15 protein-coding genes and 1 pseudogene are annotated in these 15,931 nt (G+C 59.4%); 7 read left to right on the top strand and 9 right to left on the bottom strand.

Annotated features, from left to right (window positions below; all coding sequences use genetic code 11):
* The 9 genes and pseudogenes from ACIPIZ_RS28430 to gcbA form a co-directional block, all read right to left on the bottom strand.
* Positions 1-151 (bottom strand): annotated as a pseudogene (locus tag ACIPIZ_RS28430) (DNA-binding transcriptional regulator Fis); the annotation flags it as partial.
* Entirely contained in the window at positions 148-1,158 is a 1,011-nt protein-coding gene (gene dusB, locus ACIPIZ_RS28425) for a tRNA dihydrouridine synthase DusB (RefSeq protein WP_401168783.1), read from the bottom strand. The gene dusB and the pseudogene ACIPIZ_RS28430, both read right to left, overlap by 4 nt.
* A gap of 185 nt (positions 1,159-1,343) precedes the next feature.
* Positions 1,344-2,621 (bottom strand): DUF3426 domain-containing protein, encoded by a 1,278-nt coding sequence (locus ACIPIZ_RS28420; RefSeq protein WP_122661031.1) that lies wholly within the window; start codon positions 2,619-2,621, stop codon positions 1,344-1,346.
* Positions 2,622-2,651: 30 nt separating this feature from the next.
* Complete coding sequence (gene prmA / locus ACIPIZ_RS28415; RefSeq protein ID WP_064388759.1) at positions 2,652-3,530, bottom strand: 50S ribosomal protein L11 methyltransferase; 879 nt, start codon at positions 3,528-3,530, stop codon at positions 2,652-2,654.
* A gap of 238 nt (positions 3,531-3,768) precedes the next feature.
* Positions 3,769-5,082: an acetyl-CoA carboxylase biotin carboxylase subunit gene (gene accC / locus ACIPIZ_RS28410; RefSeq protein WP_401168787.1), complete on the bottom strand. Its 1,314-nt coding sequence runs from the start codon at positions 5,080-5,082 to the stop codon at positions 3,769-3,771.
* Positions 5,083-5,144: 62 nt separating this feature from the next.
* Entirely contained in the window at positions 5,145-5,606 is a 462-nt protein-coding gene (accB, locus tag ACIPIZ_RS28405) for an acetyl-CoA carboxylase biotin carboxyl carrier protein (protein ID WP_401168779.1), read from the bottom strand.
* A gap of 48 nt (positions 5,607-5,654) precedes the next feature.
* Entirely contained in the window at positions 5,655-6,107 is a 453-nt protein-coding gene (gene aroQ, locus ACIPIZ_RS28400; protein ID WP_008078187.1) for a type II 3-dehydroquinate dehydratase, read from the bottom strand.
* Between the two features lie 253 nt (positions 6,108-6,360).
* The gene (locus ACIPIZ_RS28395) at positions 6,361-7,404 is read right to left on the bottom strand and encodes a methyl-accepting chemotaxis protein (protein WP_371920134.1); all 1,044 of its coding nucleotides are present in this window, start codon (positions 7,402-7,404) and stop codon (positions 6,361-6,363) included.
* Positions 7,405-8,358: 954 nt separating this feature from the next.
* Complete coding sequence (gene gcbA, locus ACIPIZ_RS28390) at positions 8,359-10,029, bottom strand: diguanylate cyclase GcbA (RefSeq protein ID WP_105705778.1); 1,671 nt, start codon at positions 10,027-10,029, stop codon at positions 8,359-8,361.
* Positions 10,030-10,354: 325 nt separating this feature from the next.
* Here gcbA and ACIPIZ_RS28385 point away from each other — a divergent pair, with 325 nt between their 5' ends.
* The 7 genes from ACIPIZ_RS28385 (at position 10,355) to ACIPIZ_RS28355 (ending at position 15,625) form a co-directional block, all read left to right on the top strand.
* Positions 10,355-11,503, top strand: coding sequence for a DUF2515 family protein (locus ACIPIZ_RS28385; protein WP_401168775.1), 1,149 nt, complete (start codon positions 10,355-10,357; stop codon positions 11,501-11,503).
* The gene (locus tag ACIPIZ_RS28380) at positions 11,503-12,222 is read left to right on the top strand and encodes a hypothetical protein (protein WP_401168772.1); all 720 of its coding nucleotides are present in this window, start codon (positions 11,503-11,505) and stop codon (positions 12,220-12,222) included. The genes ACIPIZ_RS28385 and ACIPIZ_RS28380 overlap by 1 nt, the downstream gene beginning before the upstream one ends.
* Positions 12,201-12,707 (top strand): Hcp family type VI secretion system effector, encoded by a 507-nt coding sequence (locus ACIPIZ_RS28375; protein WP_064388775.1) that lies wholly within the window; start codon positions 12,201-12,203, stop codon positions 12,705-12,707. The genes ACIPIZ_RS28380 and ACIPIZ_RS28375 overlap by 22 nt, the downstream gene beginning before the upstream one ends.
* Entirely contained in the window at positions 12,704-13,180 is a 477-nt protein-coding gene (locus ACIPIZ_RS28370) for a hypothetical protein (RefSeq protein WP_064388777.1), read from the top strand. Before ACIPIZ_RS28375 ends, ACIPIZ_RS28370 begins: the two co-directional genes overlap by 4 nt.
* A 139-nt stretch (positions 13,181-13,319) precedes the next feature.
* A complete protein-coding gene (locus tag ACIPIZ_RS28365) occupies positions 13,320-14,387 on the top strand; it encodes a DUF2333 family protein (RefSeq protein ID WP_064388778.1) in 1,068 nt (355 codons plus the stop codon).
* A 3-nt stretch (positions 14,388-14,390) separates the two neighbouring features.
* The gene (locus ACIPIZ_RS28360; protein ID WP_401168769.1) at positions 14,391-14,948 is read left to right on the top strand and encodes an NUDIX hydrolase; all 558 of its coding nucleotides are present in this window, start codon (positions 14,391-14,393) and stop codon (positions 14,946-14,948) included.
* Positions 14,949-15,253: 305 nt separating this feature from the next.
* Positions 15,254-15,625 (top strand): translation initiation factor Sui1, encoded by a 372-nt coding sequence (locus ACIPIZ_RS28355; protein ID WP_007914613.1) that lies wholly within the window; start codon positions 15,254-15,256, stop codon positions 15,623-15,625.
* Positions 15,626-15,931: the final 306 nt, after the last annotated feature.

Raw genomic sequence — 15,931 nt, 5'->3', positions numbered from 1 at the left:
CAAGGTGGGCGAAAGAAGTGTGCAGCGCCTTCTCGACTCTCCCGCGAAGGGTCTGACCTTCTTCGCTCGGGGTATTGAGGTGCTGTTTCAAATTCACGTTGTCGCTCACGGGTGCTGTTCCACTCACTAAAGTCTCGGTCATCATCGTCATGCGGCCACCCCTTCTTCGTCCCCTGTCAGGCTCTTGTAATGCTCGGCGAAGAACTCCCGAACATTGGCGCATTGTGTTTCCGTACCATCCAAACGATTGAAGTGGGCGCGAAACTCCCTGGCGCCCGGCAAGGTTGCGAGATACCAGCCCACATGCTTGCGTGCAATGCGCGCGCCCATCACATCCCCATAGAAAGCGTGAAGTGCGGCCAGATGCTCCAGCAGTATGTGTTCCACTTCGATCAGCTCCGGTGCCGGCAATTTCTCGCCCGTGCGCAGGTAATGATCGATCTCGCGAAAAATCCATGGCCGCCCTTGGGCGGCGCGGCCTACCAACAGGCCATCGGCACCGGTCGCGTCGAGCACGTAACGGGCCTTCTCTGGCGAATCGATGTCGCCATTGGCAAACACCGGAATCGACACCGCCTGCTTGATCGCGGCAATCGTGTCGTATTCGGCTTCACCCTTGTACAGATCGGCGCGCGTGCGGCCATGCACTGCCAGCGCGGTGATCCCGGCCTGCTCGGCGATTTTCGCCACGGTCAGGCCGTTCTTGTTGTCGCGATCCCAACCGGTGCGGATCTTCAGGGTCACCGGCACATCAACTGCCGCTACGACAGCGTGCAGGATCTCGGTGACCAGTGCTTCGTCCTTCAACAACGCGGAACCGGCGGCCTTGTTGCAGACCTTCTTCGCCGGGCAACCCATGTTGATATCAATAATCTGTGCGCCGAACTCAACGTTGGCCCGGGCCGCATCCGCGAGCATCTGCGCATCGCCACCGGCAATCTGTACCGAGCGCGGCTCGGGATCGCCTTCGTGGATCATGCGCAGGCGCGACTTGCGGGTGTTCCACAAGCTCATGTCGCTGGTGACCATTTCCGAGACAACAAGCCCTGCGCCCAAACGCTTGCACAGCTGACGAAAGGGCTGATCGGTAACCCCCGCCATCGGGGCGAGAATCAAGCCGTTCTGCAATGTGTATGGGCCGATGCGTACCGCCGACATAGGACTTCCCTGAAGTGGGGCCGGATCATGAGAGTTCGAAAAAGGGTTGGCATGATACCCGCTCTCGATGACTGGATAAAGGCTGAATTGAACAAAATCTGAACAGTTATTCTGTTATTGCCAGCGGTTTGGTTGTGCAGGGCAAAGTCAGAAAAACGTCGTCAATTCGCAAACGATGAAGCGTTTCACTCGGGGGAATGAAAGTTCAGGCTGTAATTCACCGCTTTCGGGCCCGGATCGAGAATGTCCAGCGCGATATGGATTGGCGTCTGCGGCGGCATTTCCGCCAGGCCTTCGAGATCACCGCTCAGGTATTCGCCAGGCTTGAACCGACGACTGGCGATCAAGTGGCCATTGAGGTCGGCGAAACGCAGCTCGAGCAGCGGAAACGGCTGGGAGAAGGTCGCGCGGTTATAGATGATCGCGTCGACTACCAGCGCACCGCTGAATTCCGGATGGCTGCGCACCACCAGATTGCTGCTCTTGATCCGCGCGATGTCGACTTTCGACGGCACGGTGCAGCCGATCTGCGGGCAGATTTGCTGGAACCACGGCCGGTATTGGTCCTGGCGCGCCAGTTCCTCGAAATGATAGGCAACGTATTGGCCACCCAGACCACCTGCGGCGAGGAGCACCAACAACAGCCAAAGCAGGCGTCGGCCCCACGGCGAACGGCGCTTTTGCCAATCAAGCTGCAGTGGATCGTCGGTCAGATCCTGAAGCGCTTCGGCCCTTACGCTGGTTTCTGCGCGTTCGCGTTTTTTGCGCGCCGGCGCGATCACCGGAAGAACGTCGTCATCACTTTCGTCGCTGGCCGAAAAGCGTTCGCGGCGCGCGTTCGGGTCAATCGGGTCGTGCAGACGCAGTTGCGGAATCGCCGGCTCGTCATCCAGATCCACCGGTTCCAGCGACAGCGAGGGTTCGGTGCGCTCGGATCTGACCGGTTCGATGTCGGCGACTTCTGGCTCGTCTGCCTCGGGCTCGGCCGTGTGCTCATCGGCGCGCTCGCTGAACAGGCTGTCGCGCCAGACGGTTTCGTCCGGCTCCGGGCTGTCGCGGCGTGCGCTCAGGGAGTCTTCGCGTTGACGACCGAATTCGGTGGTCGGCTGGATTTCCCGTTGTTCGAGGCGAGCGAGTTCTTCGTCCAGATCGAGGCTGTCGAGGTCCAGTTCCGAGGCGCTCCACTGCTTTTGACTGATGGCGCGCGGCACTGGTGGGTCGACGACGGGCGGCGGCTCGATAACGGGAGCTGCCTCGATGATCGGGAGTGGCTCGACAATCGATGGCGCAACCGGCGTCACCGCGTCCTTGCCTGCGTGTTGTTCCAGCAGCTGTTTGGCCGCGTTGAACACTTGCAGGCAGGAGCCGCAGCGAACCACCCCGCGGGCCACGCTCAATTGAGCATGGCTGACACGGAAACTGGTTTGGCAATGCGGGCACTGGGTGACGAAGCTGTCGGTCATGCGGCGATCCGGATTATGCAGGCGGTCATTCTAGCGCCGACGGCCGGTGATGCGCACCCAGCCATCGCGATTGGCGATCGGATCGAGATCGAAGTCCTGCGCGTAAGCGGCGGCGACTTCGTCACCTTGTTCGGCAAGAATGCCCGATAGCGCCAGACGGCCGCCGGGCTTGACCAGTCCGGACAGCTGCGGCGCCAGCGAAACCAGCGGGCCGGCCAGGATGTTGGCGACCAGCACATCGGCTTGAACCTGCGGCAGATCTTCCGGCAGGTACAGCGGGAACAGTTCGTCGGCAATGTTATTGCGACCGGCGTTGTCGCGCGAGGCTTCCAGCGCCTGCACGTCAATGTCGGTGCCGACGGCTTGTTTGGCGCCGAGCAACAGGGCGGCGATCGCCAGAATCCCCGAGCCGCAGCCGAAATCCAGCACGTTGCAGTCTTTCAGGTCTTGGCCGTCGAGCCATTCCAGGCACAGCGCGGTAGTCGGGTGCGTACCGGTGCCGAAGGCCAGGCCCGGATCCAGCAGCAAATTGACTGCATCAGGCTCGGGCGCGGCGTGCCAGCTCGGCACGATCCACAGGCGCTGGCCGAAACGCATCGGCTCAAAACCGTCCATCCAGCTGCGTTCCCAATCCTGATCTTCGATGACTTCGCTGTGATGCTCGGGCAGCGGGCTGCCGGTCAGCAGTTCCAGATGGGCCAGAACCGGTGCAGGTTCGGTGCCGCCTTCGAACAGCGCCAGCAGATGCGTGTGCGCCCACAGCGGGGTGGTGTTGAGTTCCGGTTCAAAGATCGGCTGATCTTCGGCGTCCATGAAGGTCACCGACACGGCGCCGACTTCAAGGAAAGCGTCTTCGTAGGTTTCGGCTTGTTCCGGGCTGATGGCGAGACGTACTTGCAGCCAAGGCATGGCGGGCACCTTTGAAAAAATATTGATTGCAGCCTAGCGGCCTGCGAGAAGCGCGCAAGTTTACGCGAGCGCGGCGCAGAACACGAACATGGTTGAAGATCAAAAGATCGCAGCCTGCGGCAGCTCCTACGCTGAAATGCGATCCCCTGTAGGAGCTGCCGCTGGCTGCGATCTTTTGACTTTGCTGCAGAAACAACAAAGCCGCCCGAAGGCGGCTTTGTCTGGTGCGGGCTGAAGCTTAGTGCTTCTCGCCAGCCAGCTTGTGCTCGAGGTAGTGAATGTTCACACCGCCCTTGCAGAAGCCTTCGTCACGAACCAGATCACGGTGCAGCGGGATGTTGGTCTTGATCCCGTCAACCACGATTTCGTCCAGGGCATTGCGCATGCGTGCCATGGCTTCGTCGCGGGTCGCGCCGTAAGTGATCAGCTTGCCGATCAGCGAGTCGTAGTTCGGTGGAACCGCATAACCGCTGTACAGGTGCGAATCGACGCGAACGCCGTTGCCGCCTGGCGCGTGGAAATGCTTGACCGTACCCGGGCTCGGCATGAAGGTTTTCGGGTCTTCAGCGTTGATCCGGCATTCCAGCGAGTGACCGCGGATTACCACGTCATCCTGAGTGAACGACAGCTTGTTGCCAGCGGCGATGCTGAGCATCTCCTTGACGATGTCGATACCGGTGACCATTTCCGAAACCGGGTGCTCCACCTGAACACGGGTGTTCATTTCGATGAAGTAGAAACGACCGTTCTCGTACAGGAACTCGAAAGTGCCAGCGCCGCGGTAACCGATGTCGATGCACGCCTTGACGCAACGAGCCAGAACTTCCTGACGCGCTTTCTCGTCGATGCCCGGTGCCGGCGCCTCTTCGAGAACCTTCTGGTGACGACGCTGCAGCGAGCAATCGCGGTCGCCCAGATGGATGGCGTGGCCCTGGCCGTCGGACAGAACCTGCACTTCGACGTGACGGGGGTTGGTGAGGAATTTTTCCAGATACACCATCGGGTTGCCGAACGCCGCGCCTGCTTCGGTGCGGGTCAGTTTGGCGAAGGCGATCAGGTCTTCTTCCTTGTGTACCACGCGCATACCGCGACCACCACCGCCGCCAGCGGCTTTGATGATCACCGGATAGCCGACTTCACGACCGATGCGCAACGCCGTTTCTTCGTCTTCCGGCAATGGGCCGTCGGAACCTGGAACGGTCGGTACGCCCGCTTCGATCATCGCGTGCTTGGCCGAAACCTTGTCGCCCATCAGGCGAATGGTGTCAGCTTTCGGGCCGATGAAAGCGAAGCCGGAGTTCTCGACCTGCTCGGCAAAATCGGCGTTTTCCGCGAGGAAGCCGTAGCCTGGGTGAATGGCGGTAGCGCCAGTCACTTCAGCGGCAGCGATGATGGCCGGAATGTGCAGGTAGGACTGAGCGGCAGATGCCGGGCCGATGCAGACGGATTCGTCTGCCAGACCCAGGTGCATCAGCTCTTTGTCGGCCTTGGAGTAAACGGCGACGGTCTTGATGCCCATCTCTTTGCAGGCACGCAGAATCCGCAGGGCGATCTAAACGCGGTTAGCGATCAGAACTATTTACAACTTCTCATTCAACAAATGCTCACCGCAGATCAAACGATGCTGAACAGCGGATGGTCGTACACAACCGGCTCGCCTTCATCGACGAGGATGGACTCGATCACACCGCTGGTTTCAGCTTCGATGTGGTTCATCATCTTCATGGCTTCGACGATGCACAGAGTGTCGCCTTTCTTCACGGTCTGGCCGACTTCAACGAAGGCTGGCGAGGCTGGCGAAGATTTACGGTAGAAAGTGCCGACCATCGGCGAACGGGCAACAGTGCCGTTCAGCGCTGGAGCAGCAGCGGCAGCCGGGGCTGCAGCAGCCACCGGAGCAGCAGCAACAGGCGCGGCGGCCGGTGCTTGCATCGGAGCCGGCGCGTAGTACTGCTGAGCCGGGGTCTTGCTGTGACGGCTGATGCGTACGGACTCTTCGCCTTCCTTGATCTCGAGCTCGTCGATGCCGGACTCTTCCAGCAATTCGATCAATTTCTTAACTTTACGGATATCCATGAATCATCAACTCCCAAGGGTCGGTCAGGGGCGCTTAACGCTTGTAGTTCAAGTCGTTGCCGGTGTTTCAAGCTGTTCTAGTGCAGCCTCCAGGGCCAGTCGGTAACCGCTGGCGCCAAGGCCGCAGATCACTCCCACCGCTACGTCGGAGAAGTAAGAGTGATGGCGGAAAGGTTCGCGTTTGTGCACGTTGGACAAATGCACTTCGATGAATGGGATGCTCACTCCCAGCAACGCGTCACGTAATGCGACACTTGTATGCGTAAAAGCTGCTGGATTGATCAGAATGAAATCGACACCTTCGCCGCGTGCGGCGTGGATGCGGTCGATCAATTCGTACTCGGCATTGCTTTGCAGATACAGCAGATGATGGCCGGCTTCACGGGCGCGGCGCTCCAGATCCTGATTGATCTGCGCCAGGGTCGTTGAACCGTAAGTGCCGGGTTCGCGGGTGCCGAGCAGGTTCAGGTTGGGGCCGTGCAGCACCAGGAGGGTTGCCATCTGCGTAGTCCTTGTTATCAATGAGCATTCGTCAGAACCCGGCGACTATGCCGCAAAGACTTTGTGACTGTCCAGTTCTATGCAATAGCCAGCACGATGGCCGATGTTTGCGCGAAATATGTGACCAAGTGATTTGATCCGGTCATTTCTGCAAGATAGGCGGTGATACAAATGACGCTATTGCGAGCAGGCTCACTCCTACAGTTGGAATGCGTTCCCTTGTAGGAGTGAGCCTGCTCGCGATAGCGGTCTATCAGACACGAAAGGCCTGAACGGCTGTATGTAGTTGCCCGCCAAGTACCAGCAAGTTCTCGCCTTGTTCGCGCCCCCGGCCGATACGCACCAGATTATCCCCACCCAATTGATGAATCCGCTCGCTGTGATCGCGAATCTCGCTGACTGCACCGCTTTGCTGCGCGGTGATATCGGCAATGCGGATCGCCGTGTCGGAAATGGTCTGGATCGCACCGACGATTTTATCCAGCGCACCGTCCGCCGCTTGTGCCTGATTGGCCGTGGCTTCAGCGTGTTCGACTTGTGCGCGCATGCCTTCGACCGATTGGCGGGCGGCGGTTTGCAGGCCGGCGATCAGCGTTTGAATCTCAGCGGTTGCGCCAGCCGTGCGTTGTGCCAGCGAACGCACCTCTTCCGCTACCACGGCAAAGCCGCGGCCCATTTCACCGGCGCGCGCCGCTTCAATCGCCGCGTTCAGCGCCAGCAGATTAGTCTGGTCAGCAATCGAGCGAATCACCGTCAACACGCCGCCGATGGTGGCCGACTCTTCGGCCAGATGTTCGATCATCTGCGCGTTGCCTTGCACTTCACCGACCAATGCGTGCAGGCCTGTCAGGCTCTGGCCAATCACCGTCTGACCATGCTCGACGGCCAGTCCGGCGTGTCGGCTGGCATCCGCCGCCTGCTGTGCATCGCCGGCGACTTGCTGAATGGTCGCTTCCAGTTCGCCGAGGGAATCGCGGATCAGCGCGGTGTCGCCGGCCTGATGTTCGGCGCCGCTGTGCAAGTCGTTGCTCAGTTCGGCGAGGGTGCGACTGCTGCCCGCCACTTGTTCGGCATTGCCGCGAATGGTCCCGACCAGATCCACCAGATAGGCGCGCAAGCGGTTCAGCGACGCTTCGATGTCGTGCAGTTCACGGTTGGTTTTGCCCAGATGAATGTCGCGGCTGAAGTCGCCCTCGGCCCAGGTCGACAACGCCGGCGCGAGGCTGGTCAGCGTGTGCGCCAGGCGCCGTTGCAAGGTGTCGATCAGTAAAGCGATGAGCAGAATCAGACCGATCATCATGCCTTGGATCATACGTACTTCGCCCTGGATCTGCCCGTGCTGGGCACGTACCACCGGCTCAAGACCGGCGATGGCCTGCTGCACGGCGGCGATTTTCTGGTGAGTAGCGTTGCTGAGGTCGGTGCGTTTCTGGATCTGATCACGGGTACGCGTCAGCTCAGCCGGGTAGCGCCCGAGCAGGCTGTTGAGTTCGCGTTTGAAGCCTACACCGGCATCTTCGGCAACGGTTTTTTCGGTGTTTTCGATACCCATCATCGCGGCGAAATCATCACTGCCCGACTCGCTGCTGGCAACCACGCCGAGCAAGGGCAGGGCATCGATCAACTGCGCCTGTGCGCGGATGTTGCTGACCTCGCGCTCAACGTCAGCGGCCAGTTCACTGCGCCCGCTGCTGACCAGTTTGTCTCGCGCCAGCGACAGTTTGCCCACGTGCTGAGAGGCGACGAGCAGCGGTGTCATATAAGCCGCGTTGCCACTGGCATAGGTGCTGAGTTGATCGAGGCTGGCACTCAATTCGCGCTCGGCCTGCAACAACAAGGCTTGCGGGTCACCGGCCAGTTTGCCGGCAGCGAGCAGGTCGGTTTTGCTGAATTCTTCCAGGCCAGTCAGGCTCGGGCGCAGGGTGTCGGCCAGCGGCGGCGGTAATTCATTCAGCTCTGTCTGCAGGCCGGCGATGGCCTGGCTGGCGCTGCTCAGGCGCAGGGCATCGCCGCTGCCGAGGTAGTCCTCGACGTTGCGCGCCACCTCGTTCTGAAACTGCTGCGACAGCCCCAGATACCGTTCCATCAACAGATATGGACGTTCGAGGGCTTTTTGCGACCACCACAGCGTGGCGCCGAGTGCGAGGCACACGGCGACCAGCAGCAGCGTATTGAGATTGGTGAGCAACTTCAGGCGCATGACGGCTACCAACGGCAGAAATGTTAAGCGCCTGAATTTATTGCGGTTCTGTTACAGGGTTATGACCGAATCAGTGGATTCCGATGAAAAAGTGGCACTTTGCTTTGAGTCGCGCGCAGTCTGCACGCGATTGCGCCCGGCACCCTTGGCGCGGTACAGCGCTTCGTCGGCCTGACTGGCCATCATCAGGCTGTCGCAGTCGTCGTGCATTTCCACCACGCCGGCACTGAAGGTGCACCACAAGTCCTGCGGCTGCGCGGGATAATGAATTTCGGCGAAGCGCTGGCGAATTTCGTCGAGCACTTTGTGCGCGGCGTCTATATCGGTGTCGGGCATGACGATGGCGAATTCTTCGCCGCCGTAGCGGCCGATGAAGTCGGTTTTGCGCAAACGCTGTTTGAGAAACAACGCGAGGCTCTTGATCACGCGGTCGCCCATCGGGTGGCCGTGGCTGTCGTTGACCCGTTTGAAGTGGTCGATGTCGAGCATGGCAAAGCTCAGCGGCTTGTTCTCGCGGCGGGCGCGGAACGAGCAGTCTTCGAGCAATTGCAGAATGTGCGTGTGGTTGTACAAACCGGTGAGGCTGTCGCGCACCATTCGCGCTTTCAGATTGCGTGCGCGGGCGGCGCGGTTACGCACGGTGGTGATCAGGTGGCGCGGCTTGATCGGTTTGGTCAGGAAGTCATCGCCGCCCTCGCTCATGGCGTCGAGTTGCTTGTCCAGATCGTCTTCGGCCGACAGGTAGATGATTGGCACGCTGACATAGCGATCGTTGTGGCGAATCACCTTGGCCAGCTCAGTGCCGGTGCAGGCCGGCATGTACATGTCGAGAATGATCAGATCCGGCTGGAAATCCGCCAGCTCGGCCATTGCCTGAATCGGTTCGATCAAGGTGCGCGTGACGATCCCGGCGCTGTTTAGCAGGCGTTCGGTGTGCAAGGCCTGCGCACGCGAGTCGTCGATGATCAGCACTTTATAAGGTTCGTACTGGGCGACGCAGGTGAGCACTTCGATCTTCTCCAGCAGGCTCGACGCTTCGAGGGTGCCGGTGAGGAACTCCTGGCCACCGGCGCGCACGGCGGCGAGACGGGTCGGGGTATCGGTTTCGTGCAGGCTGAAAAACAGCAGCGGCAGCGGTTCGTCCAGACCCACCTGAGCTTCGGCGGCGAGTTTCAGGCCGACGCCGGCACCGCTGAAATCCACGTCCATGACGATCGCCGCTGGCAGGCGCTCGACCATCGAGGAGCGAAACGCCGACACGCTGTCCAGTGCCTGCGCGGTGAGGCCGAAGAATTCCAGTTGCTTGGCCAGTCGTTCGGCGCGGTCGTGATCCTGCAGCATTACGTAGATCGGTTTGCGCAGCGGCGGCAGGAAGGTCTGATCGAGTTGATCGCCATGCCGCAGGCCGGTGCGCGACAGACGCTGCATCAAACGATTGAGGTCTGTGATCAGCCCGCTGCTGAGGCGGCCGCGATTGGCGTCCACCGCTTCCAGCGACTGACTGATGTGGCGCGCGAGTTGAGTGTGTTCCGGCTGTTCGAAGCGCTCGGCAAAACGCAGCAGGCGCAGGTTGGCCTCGCTCAGTTCTGCGAGGTCGACGGTGGACCACTCACTGCGTTGCAGGCGCTGCCATATCTCAAGAATCTGACGTGCCTGATGAATTACCCGCTGGGCAAAGTGGTGCTTGAGACGCTCACGGCTGGGGTCTTCTGGCTCGGTCATATCCTGACTACTAGTTAGGCTGCATGCTGAGATCGACTGGTGGCTCTATGCTAGCACCTCTTTTCCCTTAGACGAGTGTCGTACGTCAATAATCTGCAATGCGTCACCATTCAGTTTTTGACCGATTGGTTTTGATTTCGACCTTGTCGTCGGCGACGCGCCGGATTTACAGGTGCCAAGGGACGTTTCCTATCGTGTGCGAGGAAGCTTCGTGGTCTCGGATGGTCATCGTCTGACAGGGCTTTCTGATTTTACGTCGAAGTGATTTCACAGCGTTTTTTGCTTGGTAGGGTTCAGGGATTCCCCTAGAAGCTGTCCGCCCGACATGAGCCAGTGTTTCAACGAACATGCCAGCGATGAACAACGCCTGAACCACAACACCGTGCCCGTGGCCGATTGTGAATGCACTGAAGAATGGCTGTATGGCGAAAAGGTGCGCGTGACCGAGGTGCCGGTGCTCACGTGCCAGTGCCTGTGGCGCGAGTATCAGCGCCAGGCCGAGGACATCGTTGCGCCCGAGGGCGTCTTTATAGCCGACCCGGTCAAACGCAACCGCGCGATCAACGCCGCTTATGCCCGACTCTGGCAACACGACAAACGATTCCAGTGGGCCGGTTTGGCGGCGTTCGCTTCCAAGCAGGTGGGCTGTGGCTTGCTTCATGCCGCTGAAAGCATCGAACGTATCCGCGAAGAACACGAAGCGCGCCAGCGAGTGCGGGAAGGGCGGCGTCAGTCCGGATTGCTGACGCCGGGAAAAATGCCGGAGCAGACCGAAGACCTGCGGGAATACGAAAAGGCGCAGGCGCGTAATCCTCTGCCGTCTGTGGATTTTCGCGCCAGCGGCGAACAACTGTCACTGGTGCAGCAACAGTTCCAGCATGTGTACGAGATGATGGCGATGGGTAATACCACGCTGTTTCTGGATGTTTATCCGTTGCATCAGTTTTATGCGGTGCGTGGGTTGGGGGAGTTGAAGAGGTGTTTGGAAACGAGAAAACAGATTCATGGGCACGCTAAGTTTCCAGTGCTTTGGCCGGTGGGGCAGGCAGTACTTGGTTTCGGTAAGGATTACGAAGAGATTCGGAAAGCATTCGAAGCCATAGACGCAGGAAGTATTGCCGAAAGCGTGGAGCATCTAGCCTGGCACGAGCAGCGAAATATTCTTCAGCCAACCATTTATGAAAACGGCCACTTGGTCTCATTGCTTCGCGGTAATCATTTTTCCTACGTTACTGGCTTCCCTTCTGGTGTCGCTCAGGCCATCGAGTTGACCCTGACCAGCCAATGTCAGCGTGTCGATGATGGTCGTACCATCGATTTTGCTCGCAATCCGCTAGCAGACCTCTCCGATATCAAGCAGCGAATGGAATTTGTACTTCGGGCCGCATCTCGTTTTGACCAGATGCTCAATGACGAAAATAGAAATTCAATGGCGCAATCCATAGGTGAAATCGCTGCCATGGAGGGCGCTTGATGACCTCGCGCATTTCTCCGTTGAACTGCCGTCGCTGGGCACGGCTGGCGCTTTGCGTAATTTTGGCAATGGTCGCTGGACATCAACTCATGCAGCCGTTGTGGGGCGATCCCGTGATTGCTATTCAGATGGGCGGACCGTATGAATATATGGAGGCGCATTCAACGGCGCCTTTCAGTGCATGGGGGCGAGGCAGTAAAAGCGTTTCGGGTGGTATTCCGAAAGTCGACGCCCGTCTACGTTTTGTCGATCCGCAGTATGGATTCGAGACGCCACTGGCCCGTTTTTTTACGGTGACGTTCGTCCGCAATCTGGTCGATGACATCCGCATGTCCCCGCAAATAGAGCCGTTGCTGATCGACGATGCCATGAAAGTGGTTCTCGACCTGCAAGCTCAATGGTGTGCAAAAGGCTGGAGGCCGGTGGGAACCCGGCGCTATCCCACCATTGCTGATACGCCCGAATGGCGAGCCTATCTCAGCCCCGGCGTACTCCAAGGACATGCTTATTGGCAGGCCGGTGACAAGTACCAGGTGATGTTGATATTGGCGCGATTCAGAGACTCCCGGCATCCCGATCAGGAACGCTATCTCATCACTCTTGATATCGGCGAAGCGTGGCGGCTTTTTGAGGAAGAGGAGGGTCGCTTCGAACCCCACCATTCCCCACCACCCCAACCCAAAATAGGAGTCACCCCATGCCCATCCCAGCCTTCATGACCCTCCACGGCAGCCGACAGGGCCTGATCAGTGCCGGTGCTTTTACCGAGGCGTCAGTGGGCAACAGCTACCAGAGCGGGCGTGAAGACAAGATCATGATTCAGGCCTTGAGCCACGGGATTTTCGTGCCGAAGAACGCCGGGGCAGGGCGGCGGATGCATAAACCGCTGATCGTCACAAAGACCATCGACAAGGCCTCGCCGCTGATCAATACCGCGTTGTGTTCCGGCGAGTTGCTGAGCCAATGCCGGGTGGAGTGGTTTCGCACCTCGGCGCACGGTGTTCAGGAACACTTCTACACGATGGAACTGGAGGACGCGGTGATCGTTGGCGCTGAAATACTGATGCCGCATTGCCAGGACCCCGGCACTTCTCATCTCACCCAGTTGGAGAAAATCCATTTCAGCTATCGGCGTATCTATTGGCGCCACGAAGTCAGCCGGACGATGGGCTCCGATGAATGGCAAGGCGAGGGGCAGGGATGAGGCTTGTTCATCACGCGGAACTGCGCGAGGCCGATCGTCAGCATGCCTATCCGCAGGATCAGGCGTTGGAACGGGTCTGTCAGGCTCTGCTGGAGCGACGCCCGCTCGACGGGCTGGATGAGTTGCGATCGGGCTTGATGATCAATCTGGACAGCGAAGTGCTGGGCGAAGTCGAGCGTGGCGACTGGCTGCTGCTCAAGTCACAAGCCGAATTCGGCCAATGGCCGGTCGCCGCGTCGATCTTTGATCAGGCGGTGCTGGAACTGATGAATAATCCCCCGACGCAGCCCACCCGAACCCCGCAGATCTTCCGTCTGGTCGACAGCATGACCGGCGAACCGCTGCCACAGCAGGCGTACACCGCAACGGTCGACGGCGTCCCCAGCCAGCGCAAGACTGACGCAGCGGGCATCGCACATCTATTTACACCGGAGGATGTCCGGCAGATTTCCCTGAAAATTTTCAACGTCTGAATCGCGCGTCTATCCTTTCGCTCTCGGGCGACCATTGCAGGTTTTTCTCCAACGTCCCAATAGCGGGTGCCCGGCCAAGGCACGTTGTTGTATGGTTGTGGTCGAACCGTTGAACCCAAGTGATTGAAAGGATATCGCCATGCTGGACTGGAAAAACCGCGCGGGCAGCGCGCCTGAACGTGCCGCCGAGCCCAAGTCGGCCACCCGCAGCTATGTAGGCGGGGTGCTGTTCAGCCGCGCATTGGCGACGCTGATCGGCCTCTATCTGCTGGTGACCATCGGCCTGGGCTGGTACTGGAGCCAGGAGCCGGCGCTGTTTCCGGTCGCACAGAACGCGCAAGTGGCTGCCGAGAAAGAAGGCAAGCAAATGGTGATCGGCTACACCACGGTTGAAACCCTGAAGACCGTCGCCGGCACCCTGCTCAACAAACCGGGCGGCTATATTTCCAATGACCGCTTCCCGCCAGGCCTGTGGATGGACAACACGCCGAGCTGGGAATACGGCGTGCTGGTGCAGGTGCGTGACCTGACCCGTGCCTTGCGCAAAGACTTTGCCCGTTCGCAATCGCAGTCGGCCGAAGATGCCGATCTGGCCAAGGCCGAACCGCGTTTCAACTTCGACAACAAGAGCTGGATCCTGCCGTCCAGTGAGTCGGAGTACCAGGAAGGGATCAACTCGCTGAGCCGTTATCAGGCGCGCCTGTCTGATCCAACCCAGAAAAACGCGCTGTTCTATGCGCGCGCTGACAACCTGAACAACTGGCTGGGCGATGTCGGCACCCGTCTCGGTTCGCTGTCGCAACGCCTGTCGGCCAGCGTCGGTCGGGTCAAACTTAACACCGCGCTGAAAACCGAAGTGCCGGCGATCGGCGAAGTACCGCAGGTTGACGAAGAAGTCGTCGAGACTCCGTGGATGCAGATCGACAACGTCTTCTATGAAGCACGCGGTCAGGCCTGGGCGCTGTCGCATTTGCTGCGCGCCATCGAAGTCGACTTCGCCGATGTCCTGGCGAAGAAGAACGCCACCGTCAGCGTACGTCAGATCATTCGTGAGCTGGAAGCCTCCCAGGAACCGGTCTGGAGTCCTATGATTCTTAACGGCAGCGGCTTCGGCGTGCTGGCCAACCACTCGCTGGTCATGGCCAACTATATTTCCCGGGCCAACGCCGCTGTTATCGATTTGCGTCAACTGCTCAATCAGGGCTGATTCATGAGCCAGAACGCCAAAGAGGCGGCCCATCGCGCCGCCTCCGATGCCGAACAGATCGCCTGGGTCGACGAGCAGGACAACCTGCTTGGCGCCCTGGTGCGTGCCGATCTGCGCCAGCGCGGGCTGATCGGGCGTGGCACCTACATCATGTTGTTCAATTCCGCCGGTGATCTCTGCGTTCACCGGCGCACGTTGAGCAAGGCGATTTATCCAGGTTACTGGGACGTGGCGGCGGGCGGCATGGTGCAGGCCGACGAAACCTACGCCGAGTCGGCAGCCCGAGAGCTGGAAGAGGAGTTGGGCGTCAGCGGTATCGAACTGACTGCCCATGACCATTTCTACTTCGAAGACACCGGCAACCGTTTGTGGTGTTCGGCGTTTTCCGCCGTCTGGGACGGGCCGCTGAAACTGCAACCGGAGGAGGTGCTCGAAGCACGCTTTATTCCGGTCGAGCAGGTCATGCAGGAAATCCAGCAAAAGCCTTATTGCCCGGACTCTCTGGCGGCCTTGAAGCGCTATCTGAAGGCGCAGCAAAGCGACGTCGCAAAGAACACATAAATTGGCGCCGATTGGCACTTAGCAAGTCGCATTTTTGCCGTTACACTGCGCGACCTTTTCAAGCTGCACCGAATAGTTTGAGGTTGGCCTGCTGACCCACTGTAGGAGCTGCCGAAGGCTGCGATCTTTTGATCTTGTTTTTCAAGAGCAGGATCAAAAGATCGCAGCCTTCGGCAGCTCCTACGGGTCAGCAGTCCATGAGTCGATACCGGTGCAGTAGCGCTGCCCCTGCCTGAGTGGGGCTTCGCGGTCGATGACCTTGCCCAAGGTCGCGATCAGTCTTTGTCCTCCCAAGAGGATTGCCGGTGGCCAAAAAAGCCGCATCCTTCGCCGCCCTGGGCGGTCTGGTATTTTCCACCGACGCAGGTCGTCATTGCCCGGAATGCAGTAAGCCGGTGGACGCCTGTATCTGCAAACAAACCGTGATCCCGGCCGGCGACGGCATTGCCCGCGTACGACGCGAGAGCAAGGGTCGTGGCGGCAAAACGGTGACCACCATCACCGGCGTGCCTCTGGCCGAAGACGCGCTCAAAGAGTTGGCGACAACGTTGAAGAAACGTTGCGGCACCGGCGGGGCGTTGAAAGACGGCATCATCGAAATCCAGGGCGATCATGTCGAGCTACTCTTGGCTGAGCTGATCAAGCACGGTTTCAAAGCGAAGAAGTCCGGCGGCTAGCAGCCTCTGTGAAATCCATCTGCGGCTTGATCCGGCTCTGAAACACTTCAGATCCGGCGTCGTCTCCATGGTTTTCACAGAGCCTGTTCATGACCGGTTTCTAAACTCCACGCAGTCAGTGCGGTCTACCGCCGCGCTGACGAATCGTCATTTTCATCCTTTAGACTGCGCCGGCCTGAGATCAGGCGACGCACTATGACTTCTTTATAGGGGACTTCGTTGTCCGTACGTCGGACACGTAAAGTAGATGGCAGCCAATGGACTGTTGCGGACATCCGCAGTGTTTACGGGTTTCGCCATTGTTTT

Source organism: Pseudomonas sp. NPDC087690 (genome assembly GCF_044743175.1).
Taxonomy (GTDB): domain Bacteria; phylum Pseudomonadota; class Gammaproteobacteria; order Pseudomonadales; family Pseudomonadaceae; genus Aquipseudomonas.
This window is presented reverse-complemented; position numbering and strand designations above follow the sequence as displayed.